Genomic DNA, 17014 nt, shown 5'->3' with positions numbered 1-17014 from the left:
ATACCAGTGTAGTTCAAGGATAGAAAAGGGAGGTCAGAAGAGGGAAAAAGGCAAAAACTGATGCACTCATTACTTATTAAGTAGATAAGGTATGTTTCCAATTACTAGAAACGCCAATAGGCCTTTAGCGGCCTACTGGCTTAGATGGAGTCAATGGCGAGAACGCCCCCGGCCACCACCGCGACGGTTACCGTGCCCTCCACGATGGTCCCTATCACCACCACTGCGACGCACTTCGACTCTCGGGGGTTCCTTTAGTAGCTCTTCCGGTGGGACTTCACATTTGAGCTTCTGTCCCAGCAACTGCTCGATCGGCTCCAGACGCATAGCATCATCTTCACAGGCAAAGCTGATCGATGTTCCTGTCTTGCCAGCACGGCCGGTGCGGCCGATGCGGTGAACGTAATCCTCAGGCTCTTCAGGAAGCGTGAAGTTCACCACATGACTAATGCCATCAATATGGATACCGCGCCCGGCCACATCCGTGGCTACCAACACCTTGGTTTTACCCGACTTGAAGTCGTCGAGAGTGCGTACACGCTTGTTCTGTGCCACTTCGCCGGAGAGTAGACCGGCGGAAATGCCGTGGGCGAGCAGGTGTTCATGCAAGCGGCGACACTGGTCACGGCGGTTGGCGAAGACAATCAGACTGTCCACCTCATCTCGCTGCAAAATATTGTAGAGGAGTGCGTACTTCTCCTCACTAGCGGCCAGATAGACATGCTGCTCGACGGAATCGGTGGCAACCCGTTCAGGTTCGATTTCTACCACTACCGGCTCTTCGGTCCATTGCTCCACTAAGTCATCAACTTCGGGGGTGAAGGTGGCAGAGAAAAACATGGTTTGGCGATGAGTCTTGCGAGGTGTCTGGCGTACAATCCTACGAACCTGGGGAATAAAGCCCATATCCAGCATGCGGTCGGCCTCGTCGATCACCAGCACTTCCACTTGATCCAGGAAGCAATCGCGGTTGCCGACAAAATCCAATAGGCGCCCCGGTGTCGCCACTAGAATATCCACTAATCGCTCATTCAGATTGCGCTGTTGCTTATCGTAATCCATCCCCCCCACCAGGGTATGGATTTCCAAGTCGGTGTATTTGCACAACGCCTTGGCATCATCGGCGATCTGCATTACCAACTCGCGAGTGGGAGCGATGATCAGGGCGCGGGCTTCACCGGCGTAACGCTCACCATCAAAGGGATGACGCAACAGATCATCAATGACGGTAATTAGGAAAGCTGCGGTCTTGCCAGTGCCTGTCTGGGCCTTGCCCACCAAGTCGTGGCCATTCAGGGTGTGAGGTAGAGAATGGCCCTGGATTGGCGAGCAGTACTGGAAACCCAGGTCGTGAATACCACGCATTAACTCCGGCGGCAGGCCCAGGTCATGGAAGCGGACCTTGCCCTCTTGCTCTGGAACCTTGAAATCACCCAAGGACCAGGGCGTTGCCGGGGCCTCCGCCTTAGGAGAGCGAGAACGCTGACGTCCCCTCTGGGAACTTTTGCCGCCGCTCCGGCGCGAACCTCCCTCGCTCTGGCCAGATTTCCCCTCGGCTTTTTGGCCCCCACGAGGCTTTTTAGAGGGATTCTGGCCACTTTTACGCTGCTGGGAGTGCTCGTCTCCCTGGCGGGGAGTCTTCTCCTCAGAGGAGGAGGAACGGCGGAACAACTTTCCTATCAAGTGAAATACTCGCTCAAATGTTCAAATAATCGGCGAGTATACCACCACTCTAGGTGGATTCTCGCCCACTACAGTGGCGGCACAGCCAATAATCAATACTAAAGAAGCGCCCCGCCCCACTACATAACAGTGCCAACAACATAATGAAGTAGGTCGCAGAAAACTCTATGCCGTTCTTCAGAACAGTAAAGCTACCCTTCTCGGATAACCACTCATAGTTGCCGTGCTCTTTTAAGAGTTCTATAGCCTTCTCTTTGCGAGTGATGGCTTCATCAATCAGGTCCTCGCGCCACTCCCAAGGAGCAACCAGAGTTTTATCCGGCAGGGCTGACCATCCATTCTCCCAGTGTGCGGTAAACGCCGCCACCGCCATCACAAACATTAAGGGGATCGCCACCAACCTAGTGGCAAACCCCAGTAGGATGGCAATACCACCAAAAAACTCCGTCAATGCCGCTGCCCAAGCCATAAACAGTGGTGCCGGCAGGCCAAGACCCCAGTCGGGGTTACCAAACCAAGCGGCCACACTATTGATATCCCCCATTTTATTGAGGCCCGCCAAAATAAAAATCGGCGCCAAATAAATCCGTAGTGCCAGAGGCCCGAGCCAGTCGATTTTCTGCACCCAATGCACAAAGCAGCCATACCAACGACCCAGGGTATTCATAACAGAACCATCCTTTTCACTCTCTTTTCAGTATATGTGTTCACTTTAGTCGAGCGGCCCAGGCATCTCTTACACTGCCTCCAACTAAGCTTGTTCTTCCAAATCGCGGAATGGAGTAAATGCATAGTGAATACCTACGTACTGGTTCATGGCCTATTTCTCGGGGGATGGTGCTGGGGCCCCGTAGCCAGGCTGCTGACTGCCAACGGACACCGGGTATTCACCCCCACCCAGACAGGCCTGGGAGAGAGACGTCATTTACTTTCACCCACAATAGGTATGGATACTTTTATCCAAGACCTGGTGAACGTAATCGAATTTGAGGAATTAAACCGGGTGATTTTAGTGGGGCACAGCTTTGGGGGCATGGCGGCCGCCGGCACCGCTGACGCACTTCCCGAGCGCATTCGCCATCTCGTTTACCTGGATGGTGCCATTCCCAATCCCGATCACGCTTTTGCCGAACAACTACCGCAAGATATCCTCGCACAACGCCTGGCAGAGGCAAAAGAAATTCACGGCACCCGCTGTTTTTTACCGATGGATCCAGCACAAATGGGGATTAAGAGTCAGGATGTTCAAAATTGGCTGCGCCGGCATATGACCCCTCACCCCGTGAAAACTTATTTGGATCCCATCCAAATGAGACTCCCACCCGAGCAAGGACCGGCCTGCACTTTTATTCGCTGCACCAAGCCCTACTACCCCCCAGCCAATGTAAGCGGTGAACGCGCGCAAAAGATTCCCGGCTGGCACTACCGAGAAGTTGCCGTCAGCCACGGTTGTATCTTTCTCACACCGCACAAAGTCGCCAGATTATTGCAGGAAATTCCTCTATAGCCGCTGGGAGAAAACATGATTTAGCCGTAGAATATTCCGCCTTTATGGCGACGGGAAATTCTTGCTGTCAGCTCCCATCCAGCTCCCCCGCTCTGCTTTAAAGATCATTTGGCACAACCGACTGCCTCAATAACATTTTCTGCCCAGTCCCGGCTGAACTTGGCTGATATACCAAAATCATCGACAGGCTCTGCCTTAATAAACTTGGTTTTTCCCTTGCTCAAGATTTACCGACGCGCCATCTCCACCGAACTCTCCCACCTCACCACTCTGGGGGGCCCCTTAGTAGTCAGTAACTTGGCAGTGGTGAGCATGGGCGTTGTAGATACCATTGTCGCCGGTAACGCCGGGGAGGTAGACCTGGCCGGCTTGGCGCTGGGCTCAAGTATTTGGGCTGTATGCGCAGTTACCCTAATCGGCCTGCTCGCTGCAGTATCCCCGGTTGTTGCCCACTTGCGCGGAAGTCGCGATGAGGAAGGTTGTGCAGCCCAGTTACACCAAGCTCTCTGGATTGGCTTGATCGGCGGCATATTAGTGCTACTTGCCCTGCTCGCGGTGCCTGTGTGGAGCCAGTGGATCAAAACCGAGGAGCCTGTTCGACAGGTTTTACAAGGTTATATCCTGGCACTCACGGTAGGCACCCTACCCTTTGCCCTCGGAACCGCCCTGCGCGGCTATTGTGAGGGTATGGGACAGGTGCGCCCAGTCATGCGTATATATCTGGCCGCCGCCCTGCTTAATATCCCCCTGGATATTCTCTTTGTATTTGGCGCCGGCCCTATACCTGCTATGGGCGGTGCCGGCTGCGGCTGGGCAACCGCAGCGGTAAGTACTCTGATTGCTATCGCCCTGTTTTGGCACGCCGCCACAGATCCGGTATACCACCAACTCAAGCTAAAATTGATACCGCCCAGGCCCAACTGGCCCATTTTGAAGCATCTTTTGGCTGTAGGACTGCCGGTATGTGTCGGCGCTGCCAGTGAGGTCACATTTTTTGCCAGCTTGACGATTCTGCTCGCACCCTATGGTGCAGCCATAGTGGCAGCGCATCAAATCGGCATGAGTATCGGCTCGATTTTTTACCTGGTAGCCCTGGCGCTAGCCCAGGCCCTGAGCATCCGTACGGCACACTTACTCGGCCAGAAGCGCCCCAAGCGGGCACTGTTTGCCGGTAAAGTGGGGATTGGTAGTGGCGTCGTGTATGCCCTCGGAACAGGTGTACTACTGATCACCTTTCGCCACCTGTTTGTACAGGCTTATACCAACAATGCGGAAATTATTGCAGTGGCAACCAACCTACTACTGCTCTGTGCCGCCTACCAATTGGTAGACGCCGCTCAAGCCATGGCCTGGGGAGCACTGCGAGGTTACAAAGACACCCGCGTTCCCATGTATATACAGCTGTTCTCTTACTGGCTGGTAGGGCTCTCCAGCGCCTATTGGCTGGGTGAAAACTTCTGGGGCGTTTATGGCTACTGGACTGGTGTCTGTATCGGCCTGGGCACCGCCTCAATCCTATTAGCGCTTCGACTGCGACGAACCAGCCGCAAAGCCATTGCCAAAACCTGGGGAATACAGGTTGGTTCACATTCCCAGGGAACGCTTTGACTATACTGGCGCTCCAAGTCCCCAAGCGTGCCGGGCAACAACAATAACCGGCACCGCCCGCACAAGCAGTTAACCGGAGTTACCCAATGATCCCGCGCCTTTTTCCCAACGGGCCCCGGCGCCTGTTGAGCCTTGCCCTGATTTTGGCCTCAGCCCAGACCTGGGCAGTGAGTGCCACCACCGGCGAACAAGAAAAAACCAGCGTGAAGGCACAGGAAAAAGAGCAGGAAGGCGTCATCTCAAAGGCGGAAAACTTGCAATTGGACCAGCCGGTGATTACCGAGCTGGGCCCACCCAGTGGCGCCGCGGAACCAATTATTGATACGCAGGCCAATGGGGAAGCCCCCCCTCAGAAATCACTGCCCCAGGCGGAAAATCTGCAGTTAGACCAACCCATCAATGAACTGGAAGCACCGCCTTCAAATAAAGAGCCGCAAACCAGGCCCACAGTAGATACACCCACTCAGCCAGAATCATCCCCTACCGGAAATACTTCTATGGAAGTGGAAAAGGCCAAGCCCCTGCGCTTGCTCGGTGCCGAGGTAACCCCGGCAACCTCCACCCGCCTGGCCTGGTCTCCCAGTCAACACTTTGAGGGTGTCTACAGCCCCACCGCCGTCCTGGTTGTCAACGGTGCCAAACCGGGACCGGTACTCTGCCTGACCGCAGCGGTCCATGGAGATGAATTAAACGGCGTAGAAACGGTGCGCAGGGTCATGTACGACCTCGATGCTGAACAGTTAAGTGGCGCGGTAATCGGCGTGCCTATCGTTAATCTGCAGGGCTTCCACCGCAGCTCACGCTACCTCACCGACCGCCGCGACCTGAACAGGCACTTCCCCGGAGACCCTAATGGCTCTTCTGCCTCACGGATTGCCAACTCCTTTTTCCACGAAGTCATCAGCCGCTGCAATGCAGTGGTAGACCTGCACACAGGCTCTTTTTACCGCACCAACCTGCCGCAGTTACGCGGCGACCTCACCAACCCCAGAATCGTGAAAATGACCAAAGGTTTCGGCTCCACTGTGGTACTCCACAGCGCCGGGGCCAAAGGCACCCTGCGTCGCGCCGCGGTGGATGCGGGTATCCCCACTGTAACTCTGGAGGCTGGCGCGCCGATGGTGCTGGACGAGCGCTCCGTTAGCCACAGTGTGAAAGGGATTCGCACCCTGCTTAACCAACTGGGTATGGTGAGCAAGTTCCGCCTATGGGGTGATCCCGAGCCCGTGTACTACAACTCCACCTGGCAGCGGGCTTCCACTGGCGGCATTATTTTTAGTGAGGTTCAGTTGGGAGAGTTTGTGCGCAAGGGAGATCTACTGGGCACAGTGACCAATCCCATCACCAATGTGCGCACAGAAATTCGCTCGCAGCACAACGGCCGTATTCTCGGCATGGCGCTGGATCAGGTGGTGCAACCTGGCTTCGCCGCCTACCACATCGGTATCCAGGCTCCGCAGGAACAAATCAGCCCGCCCGAAGAGGTCATCCCAGAAGAGGCGGCTGCACAAAAACCCCAATCTCCAGATGCCCAAAAAACAAGAGTATCCGACAATAGCGCCGCGGACCTCCAAGGGGACGAGGACTAGCCCGCTACTGCGGGCCACTCACTTTATCGATAATCCTGGGGCTGGGCTGCTCCAAGGGCTCCGGTTGCAAAGTGATATGCTCGATATCAAAGCGCTTGGTCAGGGTCCTCCTCAAGCGCTCCAACACCGCGGGCCAAGCACTTAAATCATCCACCACAATGTGTGCCGACAGAGAGATGGTGCTGGAATCCAGACGCCAAATATGCAGGTCGTGTACTGAGCGCACACCTACCTCCGCGGCCAGGGCTTCCCCCACAACTGGCAGGCTCAATTCCCGAGGAACACGCTCCATTAGCACATCCACCGCATCACGCAGCAGACGCACACAAGAAATCAAAATCAGAAAACAGATCAACAGCGATAACAGCGGATCAATCGGCACCCAGCCAGTAAAGTAAATCACCGCACCCGAAGCCAGGGCGGCTACTGAGCCGAGCATATCCCCCATCACATGAAGCAATGCGCCGCGAATATTGAGCGTGCGCTCGCCACGCAGTAGCACCCAAGCCGCCAGAATATTGATCAACAGGCCCGCTGCAGCTATCAACATCACCGTACTGCCGTGCACCGGTTGGGGGCTGCGCAGGCGGTTGATCGCCATAAAGGAGATTCCCACAACAATCAGCAACATAATCAGGCCATTCGTCACTGCTGCCAATACTTCCGCACGCCCCCAGCCAAACGACAATTCACGGTCTGCGGGCTTTTTTGCCAGCACCGCAGCAATAGCACCCAGTGCCAGGGCAAAAGTATCCGTGAGCATGTGGGCGGCATCCCCGAGTAGCGCCAGGGAGCCCGACAGCCATCCACCGATGGCCTCCACAATTGAAAAACTAAGCGTCAGAATCAGAGCGATAATTAACGGGCGGAGGGCGCCATTTCCATTGCGATGGTGAACGTGGTCGTGCATGAGTTCCCTCCCTTTAAATTCCTAGCAATAACCACCCGACTAGTTTTTGCGCCCCAGGGTTATGCGCTCCCAGCCGGAATAGTCTTTGCGACTCTCTACCGCTCTGTAACCGGCAGCAATAAAAATTTCCCGTACGGATTCTGCCTGCTGCCATCCATGTTCTACCATCAGCCAGCCGCCGTCTTGCAGAAATCTTCCCGCGCGATTGGCGATTTCTTCAATATCCGCCAGCCCATGGCGCTCAGCCACCAGCGCAGAGTGTGGCTCGAAACGCACATCGCCCTGGGCCAGATGAGGGTCCGCTGCATCGATATAGGGGGGGTTACTGACGATCAGGCCAAATTGCTGTGGCAGAAGCTGGGTAAACCAATCACTTTCCAGGATCTGCACATTGGTGAAACCGAGGCGCCTGCGGTTATCCTCCGCTAACGCCAGGGCGGAGGGAGACTTCTCCGCCGCAACAATCTGCCATCCCGGTTTTTCTGAGGCCAATGCCAGGGCAATTGCCCCGCTACCAGTACCCAGGTCGAGTGCGCGCAATTTCTCTTGAGGGCAGAGTTCCAGCGCGGCTTCCACCAGCAGTTCAGTATCCGGACGGGGAATTAATGTAGAGGCATCGACCCTCAAGGTGAGAGACCAAAACTCCCGCTCACCGGTCAGGTGAGCCACAGGTTCACCCTCTTTACGGCGCGTCAGCAGTCCATCGAACTCACTCTGCTCACTCGTGCTCAGCTCGTACTCCGGCCAGGTATACAGCCAGCTGCGCTCACGACCGAGAACATGTGCCAACAGGACCTCTACGTCGAGTCGCGCTGACTCGCTGTCGATAAGTTCAATACTGCGGGCGAGATTATCCTTCACACTGCTCATAGGAAAGTGCTACCCAATAGCGGCAAACAAAACGTCAACTATTGTCCCATCGCCGCCAGCTGATCCGCCTGGTGTTCGGTACGCAGCGGCTCAATCACCTCTTCCAGGGCACCCTGCATCACTTCATCAAGCTTGTACAAGGTCAGTCCAATACGGTGGTCGGTCACCCGGCCCTGAGGATAGTTGTAGGTACGAATACGCTCGGAACGATCGCCGCTGCCCACCAGGCTGCGACGCGCGTCAGAAATTTCCCGCGCGGCGGCTGCTTCCTGTTCACTGGAAAGTTTGGCCTGCAGCAGCGCCATCGCCTTGGCTTTGTTCTTGTGCTGGGAGCGTTCATCCTGACACTCCACGACGATGCCACTAGGGAGGTGGGTCAGGCGCACGGCAGAGTCGGTTTTGTTGACGTGCTGACCGCCTGCACCAGAGGCGCGGTAGGTATCCACCCGCAGATCGGCCTTATTGATCTCGATCGCGTCGCGCTCGTCCGGCTCCGGCATCACCGCCACGGTACAGGCGGAGGTGTGTATACGTCCCTGAGACTCGGTTTCAGGCACCCGCTGCACACGGTGTGCACCGGATTCAAATTTCAGTTTGGCGTATACATCCTCACCGGCCACACGGGTGATAATCTCTTTGTAGCCACCGTGTTCCCCAGCATTCTCACTGACAATCTCGATGCGCCAGCCCTGTTTTTCCGCATAACGGGAGTACATGCGGAACAGATCGCCAGAAAAAATCGCCGCCTCATCGCCGCCGGTACCGGCGCGAATTTCCAGGAAGACGTTCTTGCGGTCATTGGGGTCGCGCGGCAGCAGTAGGGTCTGCAGCTCACGCTCCATGGGTTCAACCTGAACCTCGGCCTCGCGCAACTCCTCCTGGGCCATTTCGCGCATTTCCGGGTCGCTCTCGTCGAGCATTTCCCGCGCCGCCGCCATATCCTCCTGCAGCTGCTTGTAGCGGCCGTAGCACTTGACCACTTCTTCCAGCTCGGAGTACTCCCGCGATAGCTCGCGGAACTGATCCTGATCGGAAATTATGCTGGCGTCACCAAGCAGCGCGGAAACTTCTTCGTGGCGCTCCTGCAGATTCTCCAGCTTGTTCAATAGGGATTCTTTCATTTCTGTTTTTTCTCTAATTCGGTATCGGCGAGGTCATCGAGCCCCACCACTTCGCGAGCGATACGCAGCCGCTCCAGATCGCCATCCGCAGTCGCTTTTTTCAGGCTGATCGTGGGAGCATGGATCAATTTGTTGGTCAGTGAACGGGCCAGCTGCTCCAGCAGGCGCCTGGGATCATCGCCCTTATCAAGCTGCAGCAGTACCCGCTCAAGTTCGGTGCCACTTATCTGCTGTGCGCGCTGGCGGTAGCTGCGAATCGTGTCCACAGCTCCGAGAGCACGCCCCTCTTTGGTAAATTCTGCCGCAGCGCTATCTACAATTTCCCCGGCGGCCTCGGCAGCGCGTTCGCGGGAGCGCATCCCCTCATCGATCACGCCGCGCAGATCGTCAACACTGTACAGGTAGACATCGTCCAGTTCGCCGACCTCGGTTTCAATATCCCGTGGCACCGCGATATCCACCATAAACATGGGGCTGTGACGGCGCTTGCGCAGCGCGGATTCCACCGCCCCCTTACCTAAAATCGGTAGCTGACTGGCGGTGGAGCTGATCACGATATCGGCGCGGGACAAGTGCTCGGGAATATCTGCCAACAGTATTGCTTCAGCACCAAAATTTTCCGCCAAAGACTGCGCGCGACTCAGAGTCCGATTAGCCACAATCAGCTGCTTAATGCCCTGATCTAACAGGTGGCGCGCCACCAGTTCCACCGTCTCACCGGCACCGATCAGCAGCGCAGTTTGTTGCTTCAGGTCGGTAAAAATACGCGAAGCCAAGGATACTGCCGCATAGGCAACAGAGACGGGGTTTTCACCAATCGCCGTCTCTGTGCGCACCTTTTTCGCCACGGTAAATACCCGTTGGAAAACCCGGTGCAATTCGCTGCCGACACTGCCAGACTCCCGCGCCACCGCATAGGCGGACTTGATCTGGCCAAGAATTTGCGGCTCTCCAAGGACCAGTGAATCGAGCCCACAGGCGACGCGCATCATATGGCGCACCGCCGCCTCACCACTGTGGATATAGCTGCAACCTCGCAGCTGCTCCAGCGGTACCTGATGATACTCGGCCAGCCACTGCAGCAGCGGCTCCGCCTCCACATTGCCGTAGATTTCGGTGCGATTACAGGTGGAAAGAATGGCGAGTTCCCGGCAGTCGAGCGCCTTGCGCGCATCCCCCAGGGCACCGGACATCACCTCGGGCGCAAAAGCGACCCGTTCGCGCACCTCGATTGGCGCACTGTCGTGGTTGATCCCCAGGGTAACAATTGGCATAGAATTCCGTTGGCTAAATCTAGAGGCGCGTCATCCGCATTCGGGGCGCATTTTCACGGGCCACCGCTTTGCTTGCAAGCTGATGAGGCGGTTTAATTATGCGCTGATTTGAATAACCGGCCCAGGGCCCGCGCTCCAGAAGCGGATTCACGGCTAGAATTATATGGCGATAAACGTTTAAAACACGCCACTCTGACACTGCATCCCAGTAGCAGCCATGTATGGATACGATCTATGCTTCCACCCCGTCGTCCGCTCCCCCTCCTCAAAAACCAAACTCTATCACTCGGTGCGCTCTGCCTATCCCTCGTCTACCTACTGAGTGCCTGCGCCCAAATGCCGCCTGAAACGACAACCAATGAGGAAACCGAGCCTTCAGCTCGGGAACAGCACCGCGATGAAGGGACGGCCGCTGCCGGGGAGGATGCAGCGCGCAGCTTCCCCATAGATACGTTTTACACACTGCTGGTAGCCGAAGTCGCCGGTATACGCGAACAGTACGATGTGGCCCTGGCCAACTACTACCACCAGGCTGAAGTTACTAAAGATGCAGGCGTGGCAGCGCGTGCAACCCGCATCGCACGCTTTCTCAATGCGCGTCAGGCCGCACTGCGTTCGGCACAGTTGTGGGCTGAGCTGGAGCCGGACAATGCGGATGCCCAGCTGGCACTGACCGCAGAGCTCACCTTGTCTGGAGAGTTTTTAGAGGCCATGAAACACGCTGAGAGAGCGCTCGCTCTCGGCGGCAAAGCACCGATGCAATCTCTCGCCGCCACCGCCATCGGCCATCAACAACTCGATAAACAACTTCGTGCTGAATTTGCCCGGCTGGCTGAGGTTTACCCCAATAACGATGAAGTCGTTATGGCCTATGCCATGGTATTGCGTGATGCGAAGCAGTACAGGCGCGCCCTCGCACTGGTACGCCACATTCAGGAACAACACCCCGAACAAATCGATGCACCGCTGCTACAAAGCCATCTTTTGGTGGACTTGGATAGGCGCAACGAAGCCATTCAATTATTGGAAAATTTAGTCAAAATTTATCCAGAGGAAACCCGCCTGCGCCTACAATACGCGCGCCTGCTTATTCGCGAAGACCTCAATCTTGCTCGCCAACAATTCGCCGAATTAGTTAAACAGCGTCCAGAGGACGGCAACCTGATTTTATCCCTGGCGTTGATTCACTATGAAACCAACCAGCTCGGTGAAGCCAAACCCCTGCTCGACCGTCTACTGGAACTAAAACAACACGAATCAGCGGCACACTTTTACCTGGGCGGCCTCGCGCAGAAGCGGGGGAACAACGACACTGCCGCCGCTCACTTCCAACAAGTGCAGCCCGGCAACGATTACGTGGAAGCCATCACCAAGGGCACCAAGCTACTCGCAGCCAGCGGTAAACACCGTGAGAACAGCCTGTGGTTTGCCAAGTTGCGAGAGCGGCACCCCGGACAGGTAGAACATTTTTTCCTGATGGAGGTCGAACTGCTGCGCAGGAATGGTGAGCCACAGATGGCCCTACAAGTGGCAGACCAGGCCATTTCTAAACTGAATAACAGCGGCCGCCTGATGTATAGCCGCGCCCTGCTCAACGACCAGCTGGGCAATGCCGCAGCGTTTGAGAAGGACCTGCGTACACTACTGGAACGCGACCCGGATAACGCCACGGTATTAAATGCACTGGGCTACAAACTGATCGACGATGAGACCCGCCGCCAGGAAGCCCTGCAACTTATCAGCCGGGCTCTGGAGCTGGAACCGGAGGATCCAGCCATTATCGACAGTATGGGCTGGGTGCAGTACCGTCTGGGGAATTATCGCGACGCGGAAAAATATTTGCGCAAAGCCCTGGAAAAACTGCCGGATCACGAAATCTCTGCCCACTTGGGTGAGGTGCTCTGGGTCCAGGGGGATCGCGAAGCGGCCCTCAAAGTCTGGAACGATGGGCTGGCCGCCAATCCAGAGAGCAAAATTATTCCGGCTGCGATGAAACGACTGCAAATCAAAGAAACACTGGAACAACATGTATCCGACAACTGACGCCGCTACCCGTAAGTTTTATTTTCTCCTGGCAACAGCACTGACTTTGCTAATTTCCGCCTGTGCTGGCCAAAAGACCAAAGAGCCCGTTGCTCAGGAGCCCCCCGGCGAAACTGCAGCTCCCACCTCGGTAGCCCAGCTCAAACAGTGGACTATCAAAGGAAAACTCGGCGTGCGCTCTCCGGCAGATAACGGCAGTGCCAATTTGACCTGGCAACAGAGTGGCCCGCAAAATTTTCGTATTCACTTAAGCGGCCCCTTGGGTGCTGGTACCACGATAATTTCCGGTTCCGCTGGCGGTGTCAGCCTGGTGCGCGGCAATGAAGCGCCGGTAGTCGCCCGCGATGCCGCCCAACTCACTCAGCAAACTCTGGGCTGGCCACTGCCCGCAAGGGAAATGTTCTACTGGGTACGCGGTCTTCCCGCGCCCGGGCCAAGAGGCGCTGAAAAACACAACGGCCAGGGCGAGCTACAGAGCCTGCAACAATCCGGCTGGTCGTTGCGGTTCAGCGATTATCGCCAAAACGGCCCTTACCTACTTCCCACACGTATTAAAGCCCAGACCAACGGTGCCGCCGGGCCGGTACAAGTCACTCTGGTAATTAAGGACTGGGCTTTTTAAATGCCGAAGCCCCGGCATGCGGGTATGATGCGCCCAACAGAATTAACCGGCCCAACATTCCCGCATGCTGACCTTACCCGCCCCCGCAAAACTCAACCTGGTTCTGCGTATACTCGGCCGTCGCCCCGACGGTTACCACGAACTACAAACCCTCTTTCAAATACTCGATTACGGCGACAGTCTTGAGTTCTCCCTGCGGGACGACAGTGTTATCCGTGTAGATGCGGGCACTTTGGATGTCCCTGAGCAGGACAACCTGGTTTACCGCGCAGCTCTGTTGCTACGCAAAAATGTACAGTGGCAGAATAAATCGCTTCCCGGTGCTGATATCCGCCTGAGTAAAAAGTTGCCACACGGTGGCGGTATCGGCGGCGGCAGTAGCGACGCAGCCACCACTCTGCTCGGCCTCAACTATCTGTGGCAATGCCATCTATCCATCGATACCCTCGCCGAGCTCGGCCGGCAACTCGGCGCAGATATTCCAGTATTTGTGCGAGGGCACACCGCCTGGGCCGAAGGTGTTGGAGAAAAACTCACACCACTTTGCACAGAAAAACGCCACTATTTAGTCCTTGCTCCCGGTTGCCAGGTGAGTACCGCAAAAATTTTTTCCGATTCCCGTTTGACAAGAGATTCCGACGCAATTACATTAGCGGCCCTTCGCGAGGGGCAGCTCAATGAAACGCCACTCAGCAGTAAAAAACTGGAAGCATTTTTCGGTAACGACTGCCAGGAACTTGTTGAGAGTCTCTACCCAGAAGTTCGCGATGCCCGAGAGTGGCTGCAGCAATTTGCGCCAGCACAACTCACCGGCACCGGAGGTTGCGTTTTTGCCGCCTTCGAAACTGAGCAAGCAGCCCGATCGGCACTTGCCAGGCTACCGCGAAAATGGCAGGGTTTTGTTGCGGCCGGTGTACAGATTTCACCGACACATCAGCAGCTCGCGAAATTAACCTCAAGCAATTGAGGAAAGATACTGGGGCGTAGCCAAGCGGTAAGGCAGCGGGTTTTGATCCCGTCATGCGAAGGTTCGAATCCTTCCGCCCCAGCCATTTTCCTTTTATACAGTGGCACCAGCAAAAACCGGTTCCGACATGTTTCAGTCGACACTGACCCAACCGGCCGAGGCCACTCGTAGCGGGCTACAAAAAGCCTATCCCCGAATTCTAAAGAATAATGTCGAAGGCAGTTTTGCATGCAACTCCCTGCCGTCGACCCGGAGGCTTTCCGAATATCAAAGCAACCACCTGGGTGACCAGGAGCCACGGCCAGCACATTTAACAGCTTCGCTATCCGCTCTATCGCCCCCTATAAAAAGTGGTGCTATCGCATCCTAACTGCTAGCAAATTATGCCGGCATCTACACTTCAACTCACTTCAAGACAGAATTAAAGGAACTCGCAGTGGCTGACTTAATGGTCTTCACCGGCAACGCAAACCCGGAACTGGCGCAGAAAATTGTCGACCATATGGCGATCCCCCTGGGCGAAGCCACGGTCAAGCGCTTCTCCGACGGCGAGATTGCAGTTGAAATTACCGACAACGTACGCGGTCGCGACGTTTTCGTAGTGCAATCCACCTGCCAGCCCACCAATCGAAACCTGATGGAGCTGATCCTACTGGTTGACGCCCTGCGCCGCGCCTCAGCCGGCCGCGTTACCGCAGTGGTTCCCTACTTCGGCTACGCCCGCCAGGACCGTCGCGTGCGCTCCCAGCGTGTACCAATTTCCGCAAAAGTGGTTGCCGATATGATGGTGAGCGTGGGTATCGACCGCGTACTGACTGTCGATCTGCACGCCGAGCAGATTCAGGGCTTCTTCGATGTGCCTGTGGATAACGTTTACGGCTCTTCCGTGTTGCTCGACGATATCGAGCGCCAGAAGTACCAGAACCTGGTTGTGGTATCCCCCGATATTGGCGGTGTTGTTCGTGCCCGCGCCGTGGCCAAGAGCCTCGACTGCGACCTAGCCATCATCGACAAACGCCGCCCCGCCGCCAACGTTGCCGAAGTGATGAACATCATCGGTGAAGTTAGTGGCCGCACCTGCCTGCTGGTAGACGATATGGTCGACACCGCTGGCACTTTGTGCAACGCCGCCAACGCCCTGAAAGAGCACGGCGCCGAGAAAGTTGTCGCCTACTGTACCCACCCAGTACTTTCCGGCAATGCCATCAGCAACCTGAACAACTCCGTTCTGGATGAGCTGGTGGTTACCGACTCCATCCCGCTGGGTGACAAAATGGAAAAGGCTCCAAAAATTCGCCAGCTGACCTTATCTGCCATGCTGGCCGAGTCCATGCGCCGTATCAGCAATGAGGAATCCCTCTCTGCGATGTTCCGCTAAGGACTCCTTATCGGCAAATAGAAAAGTGCCCCGCAGCAGCGGGGCACTTTGCGTTTGGGACTGATTCCCGTAGAATACGCGCCCGCCCGGCACTGCCGGGCTATTACTTCTGGGCAAGCGCCCAATTTACACTAACGCCAGAGCGGTCCGGTCGCAGGTCTCTCTGGACAGACAACCCGAGGTTTTACCCATGTCTGATATCAAACTGAACGCCATTGCCCGCAGCGATGAAGGGAAAGGTGCGAGCCGCCGCCTGCGTCGCCTGGAAGGCCGTGTACCCGGCATCGTTTACGGTGGCGAAGTTGAGCCGCAGTCCGTATCCCTGCTGCAAAAGGACCTGTTCAAGGCCCTGGAAAACGAAGCTTTCTTCTCCTCCATGCTGACCATCGACGTCGACGGCAAAGAAGAGAAAGTTATTCTGCGCGATCTGCAACGTCACCCTGCAAAGCAGCTGCTTCTGCACATTGACTTCCAGCGCGTTTCCGCCAGCACCAAAGTACATGTGAAAGTGCCCCTGCACTTCCTCAACGAAGAAACCTGTAAAGGCGTTAAGGCCGGCGGCATCGTTTCTCACACCCTGACCGAGCTGGAAGTCAATGCTCCTGCCGGTAAACTGCCCGAGTTCATCGAAGTGGACCTGGCGGACCTGGAACTGGATGGCATCCTGCACATCTCCGACCTGAAACTGCCGGAAGGTGTTGAGTCTGCGGATCTGAGCCACGGCGAAGACCACAACCTGGTTGTAGCTTCTATTCACAAGCCTCGCGGCGCTGTTGAAGCTGAAGCCGAAGAAGCTGGCGAAGGCGAAGAGTAATCACCTTGGCTGCGGCACCGGATACTCCGATCCAGTTGATTGTCGGCCTGGGCAACCCCGGGCCGGAATACGACCGGACAAGACATAACGCCGGTGCCGACTTTGTTGTCGAACTGGCACGCCGCCACGGCACTCAGCTCAGCTCCGACAGCAAATACCACGGCCTCACCGGCCGTGTGCGAATCGGCAACCGGGAAGTCCGATTGCTGATTCCCACCACCTATATGAATCGCAGTGGCCAGGCTGTAGGCCCGCTGGCGAACTTCTTCAAAATTCCCCCGGAAGCCATATTGGTCGCTCACGATGAGCTGGACCTGGCCCCCGGTATCGCGCGCCTGAAAGCTGGCGGCGGTCACGGCGGACACAATGGCTTGCGGGATATTATTGCCGCTCTGGGCAACAACCGGGACTTTATGCGCCTGCGACTCGGCATCGGCCACCCCGGTAGCGCCAGCGAGGTGGCGCGCTTTGTCCTTCAGCGCGCCCCCAGGGCGGAACAGGAAACTCTGGCTAACGCCATCGATCACTCGATCGACGTGCTGCCCACCGCCGCCAGCGGCGACTGGGGCGCAGCCATGAAAACGCTGCACACCGCCAAATAGATCCCACCGGGCGGCTTGCCTTTTGC

The 17014-nt window shown here is 56.4% G+C and carries 15 protein-coding genes and 1 tRNA gene; 10 read left to right on the top strand and 6 right to left on the bottom strand.

Going from position 1 to position 17014, the window contains the following annotated elements:
* Window positions 1-150 precede the first annotated feature (150 nt).
* Together rhlB and ACJJIT_RS03925 are read right to left on the bottom strand one after the other, a co-directional pair.
* Window positions 151-1683, bottom strand: coding sequence for an ATP-dependent RNA helicase RhlB (gene rhlB, locus ACJJIT_RS03930; RefSeq protein WP_444886981.1), 1533 nt, complete (start codon window positions 1681-1683; stop codon window positions 151-153).
* Window positions 1684-1732: 49 nt separating this feature from the next.
* Window positions 1733-2350 (bottom strand): HvfX family Cu-binding RiPP maturation protein, encoded by a 618-nt coding sequence (locus ACJJIT_RS03925; protein WP_252083021.1) that lies wholly within the window; start codon window positions 2348-2350, stop codon window positions 1733-1735.
* 126 nt (window positions 2351-2476) lie between these two features.
* Here ACJJIT_RS03925 and ACJJIT_RS03920 point away from each other — a divergent pair, with 126 nt between their 5' ends.
* The 3 genes from ACJJIT_RS03920 to ACJJIT_RS03910 all read left to right on the top strand — a co-directional run bounded on the left by ACJJIT_RS03920 (window position 2477) and on the right by ACJJIT_RS03910 (window position 6387).
* Window positions 2477-3190 (top strand): alpha/beta fold hydrolase, encoded by a 714-nt coding sequence (locus ACJJIT_RS03920; protein ID WP_444900045.1) that lies wholly within the window; start codon window positions 2477-2479, stop codon window positions 3188-3190.
* A 216-nt stretch (window positions 3191-3406) separates the two neighbouring features.
* Complete coding sequence (locus ACJJIT_RS03915) at window positions 3407-4798, top strand: MATE family efflux transporter (RefSeq protein WP_252083023.1); 1392 nt, start codon at window positions 3407-3409, stop codon at window positions 4796-4798.
* 86 nt (window positions 4799-4884) lie between these two features.
* Window positions 4885-6387 (top strand): succinylglutamate desuccinylase, encoded by a 1503-nt coding sequence (locus tag ACJJIT_RS03910; protein WP_444900044.1) that lies wholly within the window; start codon window positions 4885-4887, stop codon window positions 6385-6387.
* 4 nt (window positions 6388-6391) lie between these two features.
* Here ACJJIT_RS03910 and ACJJIT_RS03905 read toward each other — a convergent pair whose 3' ends face one another.
* From ACJJIT_RS03905 to hemA, 4 genes are read right to left on the bottom strand one after another with little or no spacing between them, the layout of a single operon-like run.
* Window positions 6392-7297 (bottom strand): cation diffusion facilitator family transporter, encoded by a 906-nt coding sequence (locus ACJJIT_RS03905; protein WP_444886984.1) that lies wholly within the window; start codon window positions 7295-7297, stop codon window positions 6392-6394.
* A gap of 39 nt (window positions 7298-7336) precedes the next feature.
* The gene (gene prmC / locus ACJJIT_RS03900) at window positions 7337-8167 is read right to left on the bottom strand and encodes a peptide chain release factor N(5)-glutamine methyltransferase (RefSeq protein WP_444900043.1); all 831 of its coding nucleotides are present in this window, start codon (window positions 8165-8167) and stop codon (window positions 7337-7339) included.
* Window positions 8168-8205: 38 nt separating this feature from the next.
* Window positions 8206-9288 carry a peptide chain release factor 1 gene (gene prfA, locus ACJJIT_RS03895; RefSeq protein ID WP_444900042.1) on the bottom strand — a complete coding sequence of 361 codons (1083 nt, stop codon included), beginning with the start codon at window positions 9286-9288 and terminating at the stop codon, window positions 8206-8208.
* Window positions 9285-10562, bottom strand: a complete 1278-nt coding sequence (gene hemA, locus ACJJIT_RS03890) for a glutamyl-tRNA reductase (RefSeq protein WP_444884013.1) — start codon at window positions 10560-10562, stop codon at window positions 9285-9287. Before hemA ends, prfA begins: the two co-directional genes overlap by 4 nt.
* A 234-nt stretch (window positions 10563-10796) precedes the next feature.
* Between hemA and ACJJIT_RS03885 the strand changes: the two genes are divergently transcribed.
* The 7 genes from ACJJIT_RS03885 (at window position 10797) to pth (ending at window position 16988) form a co-directional block, all read left to right on the top strand.
* Window positions 10797-12605 (top strand): tetratricopeptide repeat protein, encoded by a 1809-nt coding sequence (locus ACJJIT_RS03885; protein ID WP_444900041.1) that lies wholly within the window; start codon window positions 10797-10799, stop codon window positions 12603-12605.
* Window positions 12589-13227, top strand: coding sequence for a lipoprotein insertase outer membrane protein LolB (lolB, locus tag ACJJIT_RS03880; protein WP_444884011.1), 639 nt, complete (start codon window positions 12589-12591; stop codon window positions 13225-13227). The genes ACJJIT_RS03885 and lolB overlap by 17 nt, the downstream gene beginning before the upstream one ends.
* Before the next feature lie 64 nt (window positions 13228-13291).
* On the top strand, window positions 13292-14194 hold the full coding sequence (gene ispE, locus ACJJIT_RS03875; protein ID WP_444900040.1) for a 4-(cytidine 5'-diphospho)-2-C-methyl-D-erythritol kinase: 903 nt from the start codon (window positions 13292-13294) through the stop codon (window positions 14192-14194).
* A gap of 10 nt (window positions 14195-14204) precedes the next feature.
* Window positions 14205-14279 (top strand) — tRNA-Gln (locus ACJJIT_RS03870).
* A 363-nt stretch (window positions 14280-14642) separates the two neighbouring features.
* Complete coding sequence (locus ACJJIT_RS03865; protein WP_286037025.1) at window positions 14643-15572, top strand: ribose-phosphate pyrophosphokinase; 930 nt, start codon at window positions 14643-14645, stop codon at window positions 15570-15572.
* Between the two features lie 190 nt (window positions 15573-15762).
* Window positions 15763-16386, top strand: a complete 624-nt coding sequence (locus ACJJIT_RS03860; RefSeq protein ID WP_252083033.1) for a 50S ribosomal protein L25/general stress protein Ctc — start codon at window positions 15763-15765, stop codon at window positions 16384-16386.
* A 5-nt stretch (window positions 16387-16391) separates the two neighbouring features.
* Window positions 16392-16988, top strand: a complete 597-nt coding sequence (gene pth / locus ACJJIT_RS03855) for an aminoacyl-tRNA hydrolase (RefSeq protein WP_444900039.1) — start codon at window positions 16392-16394, stop codon at window positions 16986-16988.
* The last annotated feature ends 26 nt before the right edge of the window (window positions 16989-17014 follow it).

Source organism: Microbulbifer mixtoriginis (SeqCode), from assembly GCF_052467515.1.
The sequence above is the reverse complement of the archived record's forward strand: the minus strand, read 5'-3'. Positions and strand labels throughout refer to the sequence as shown.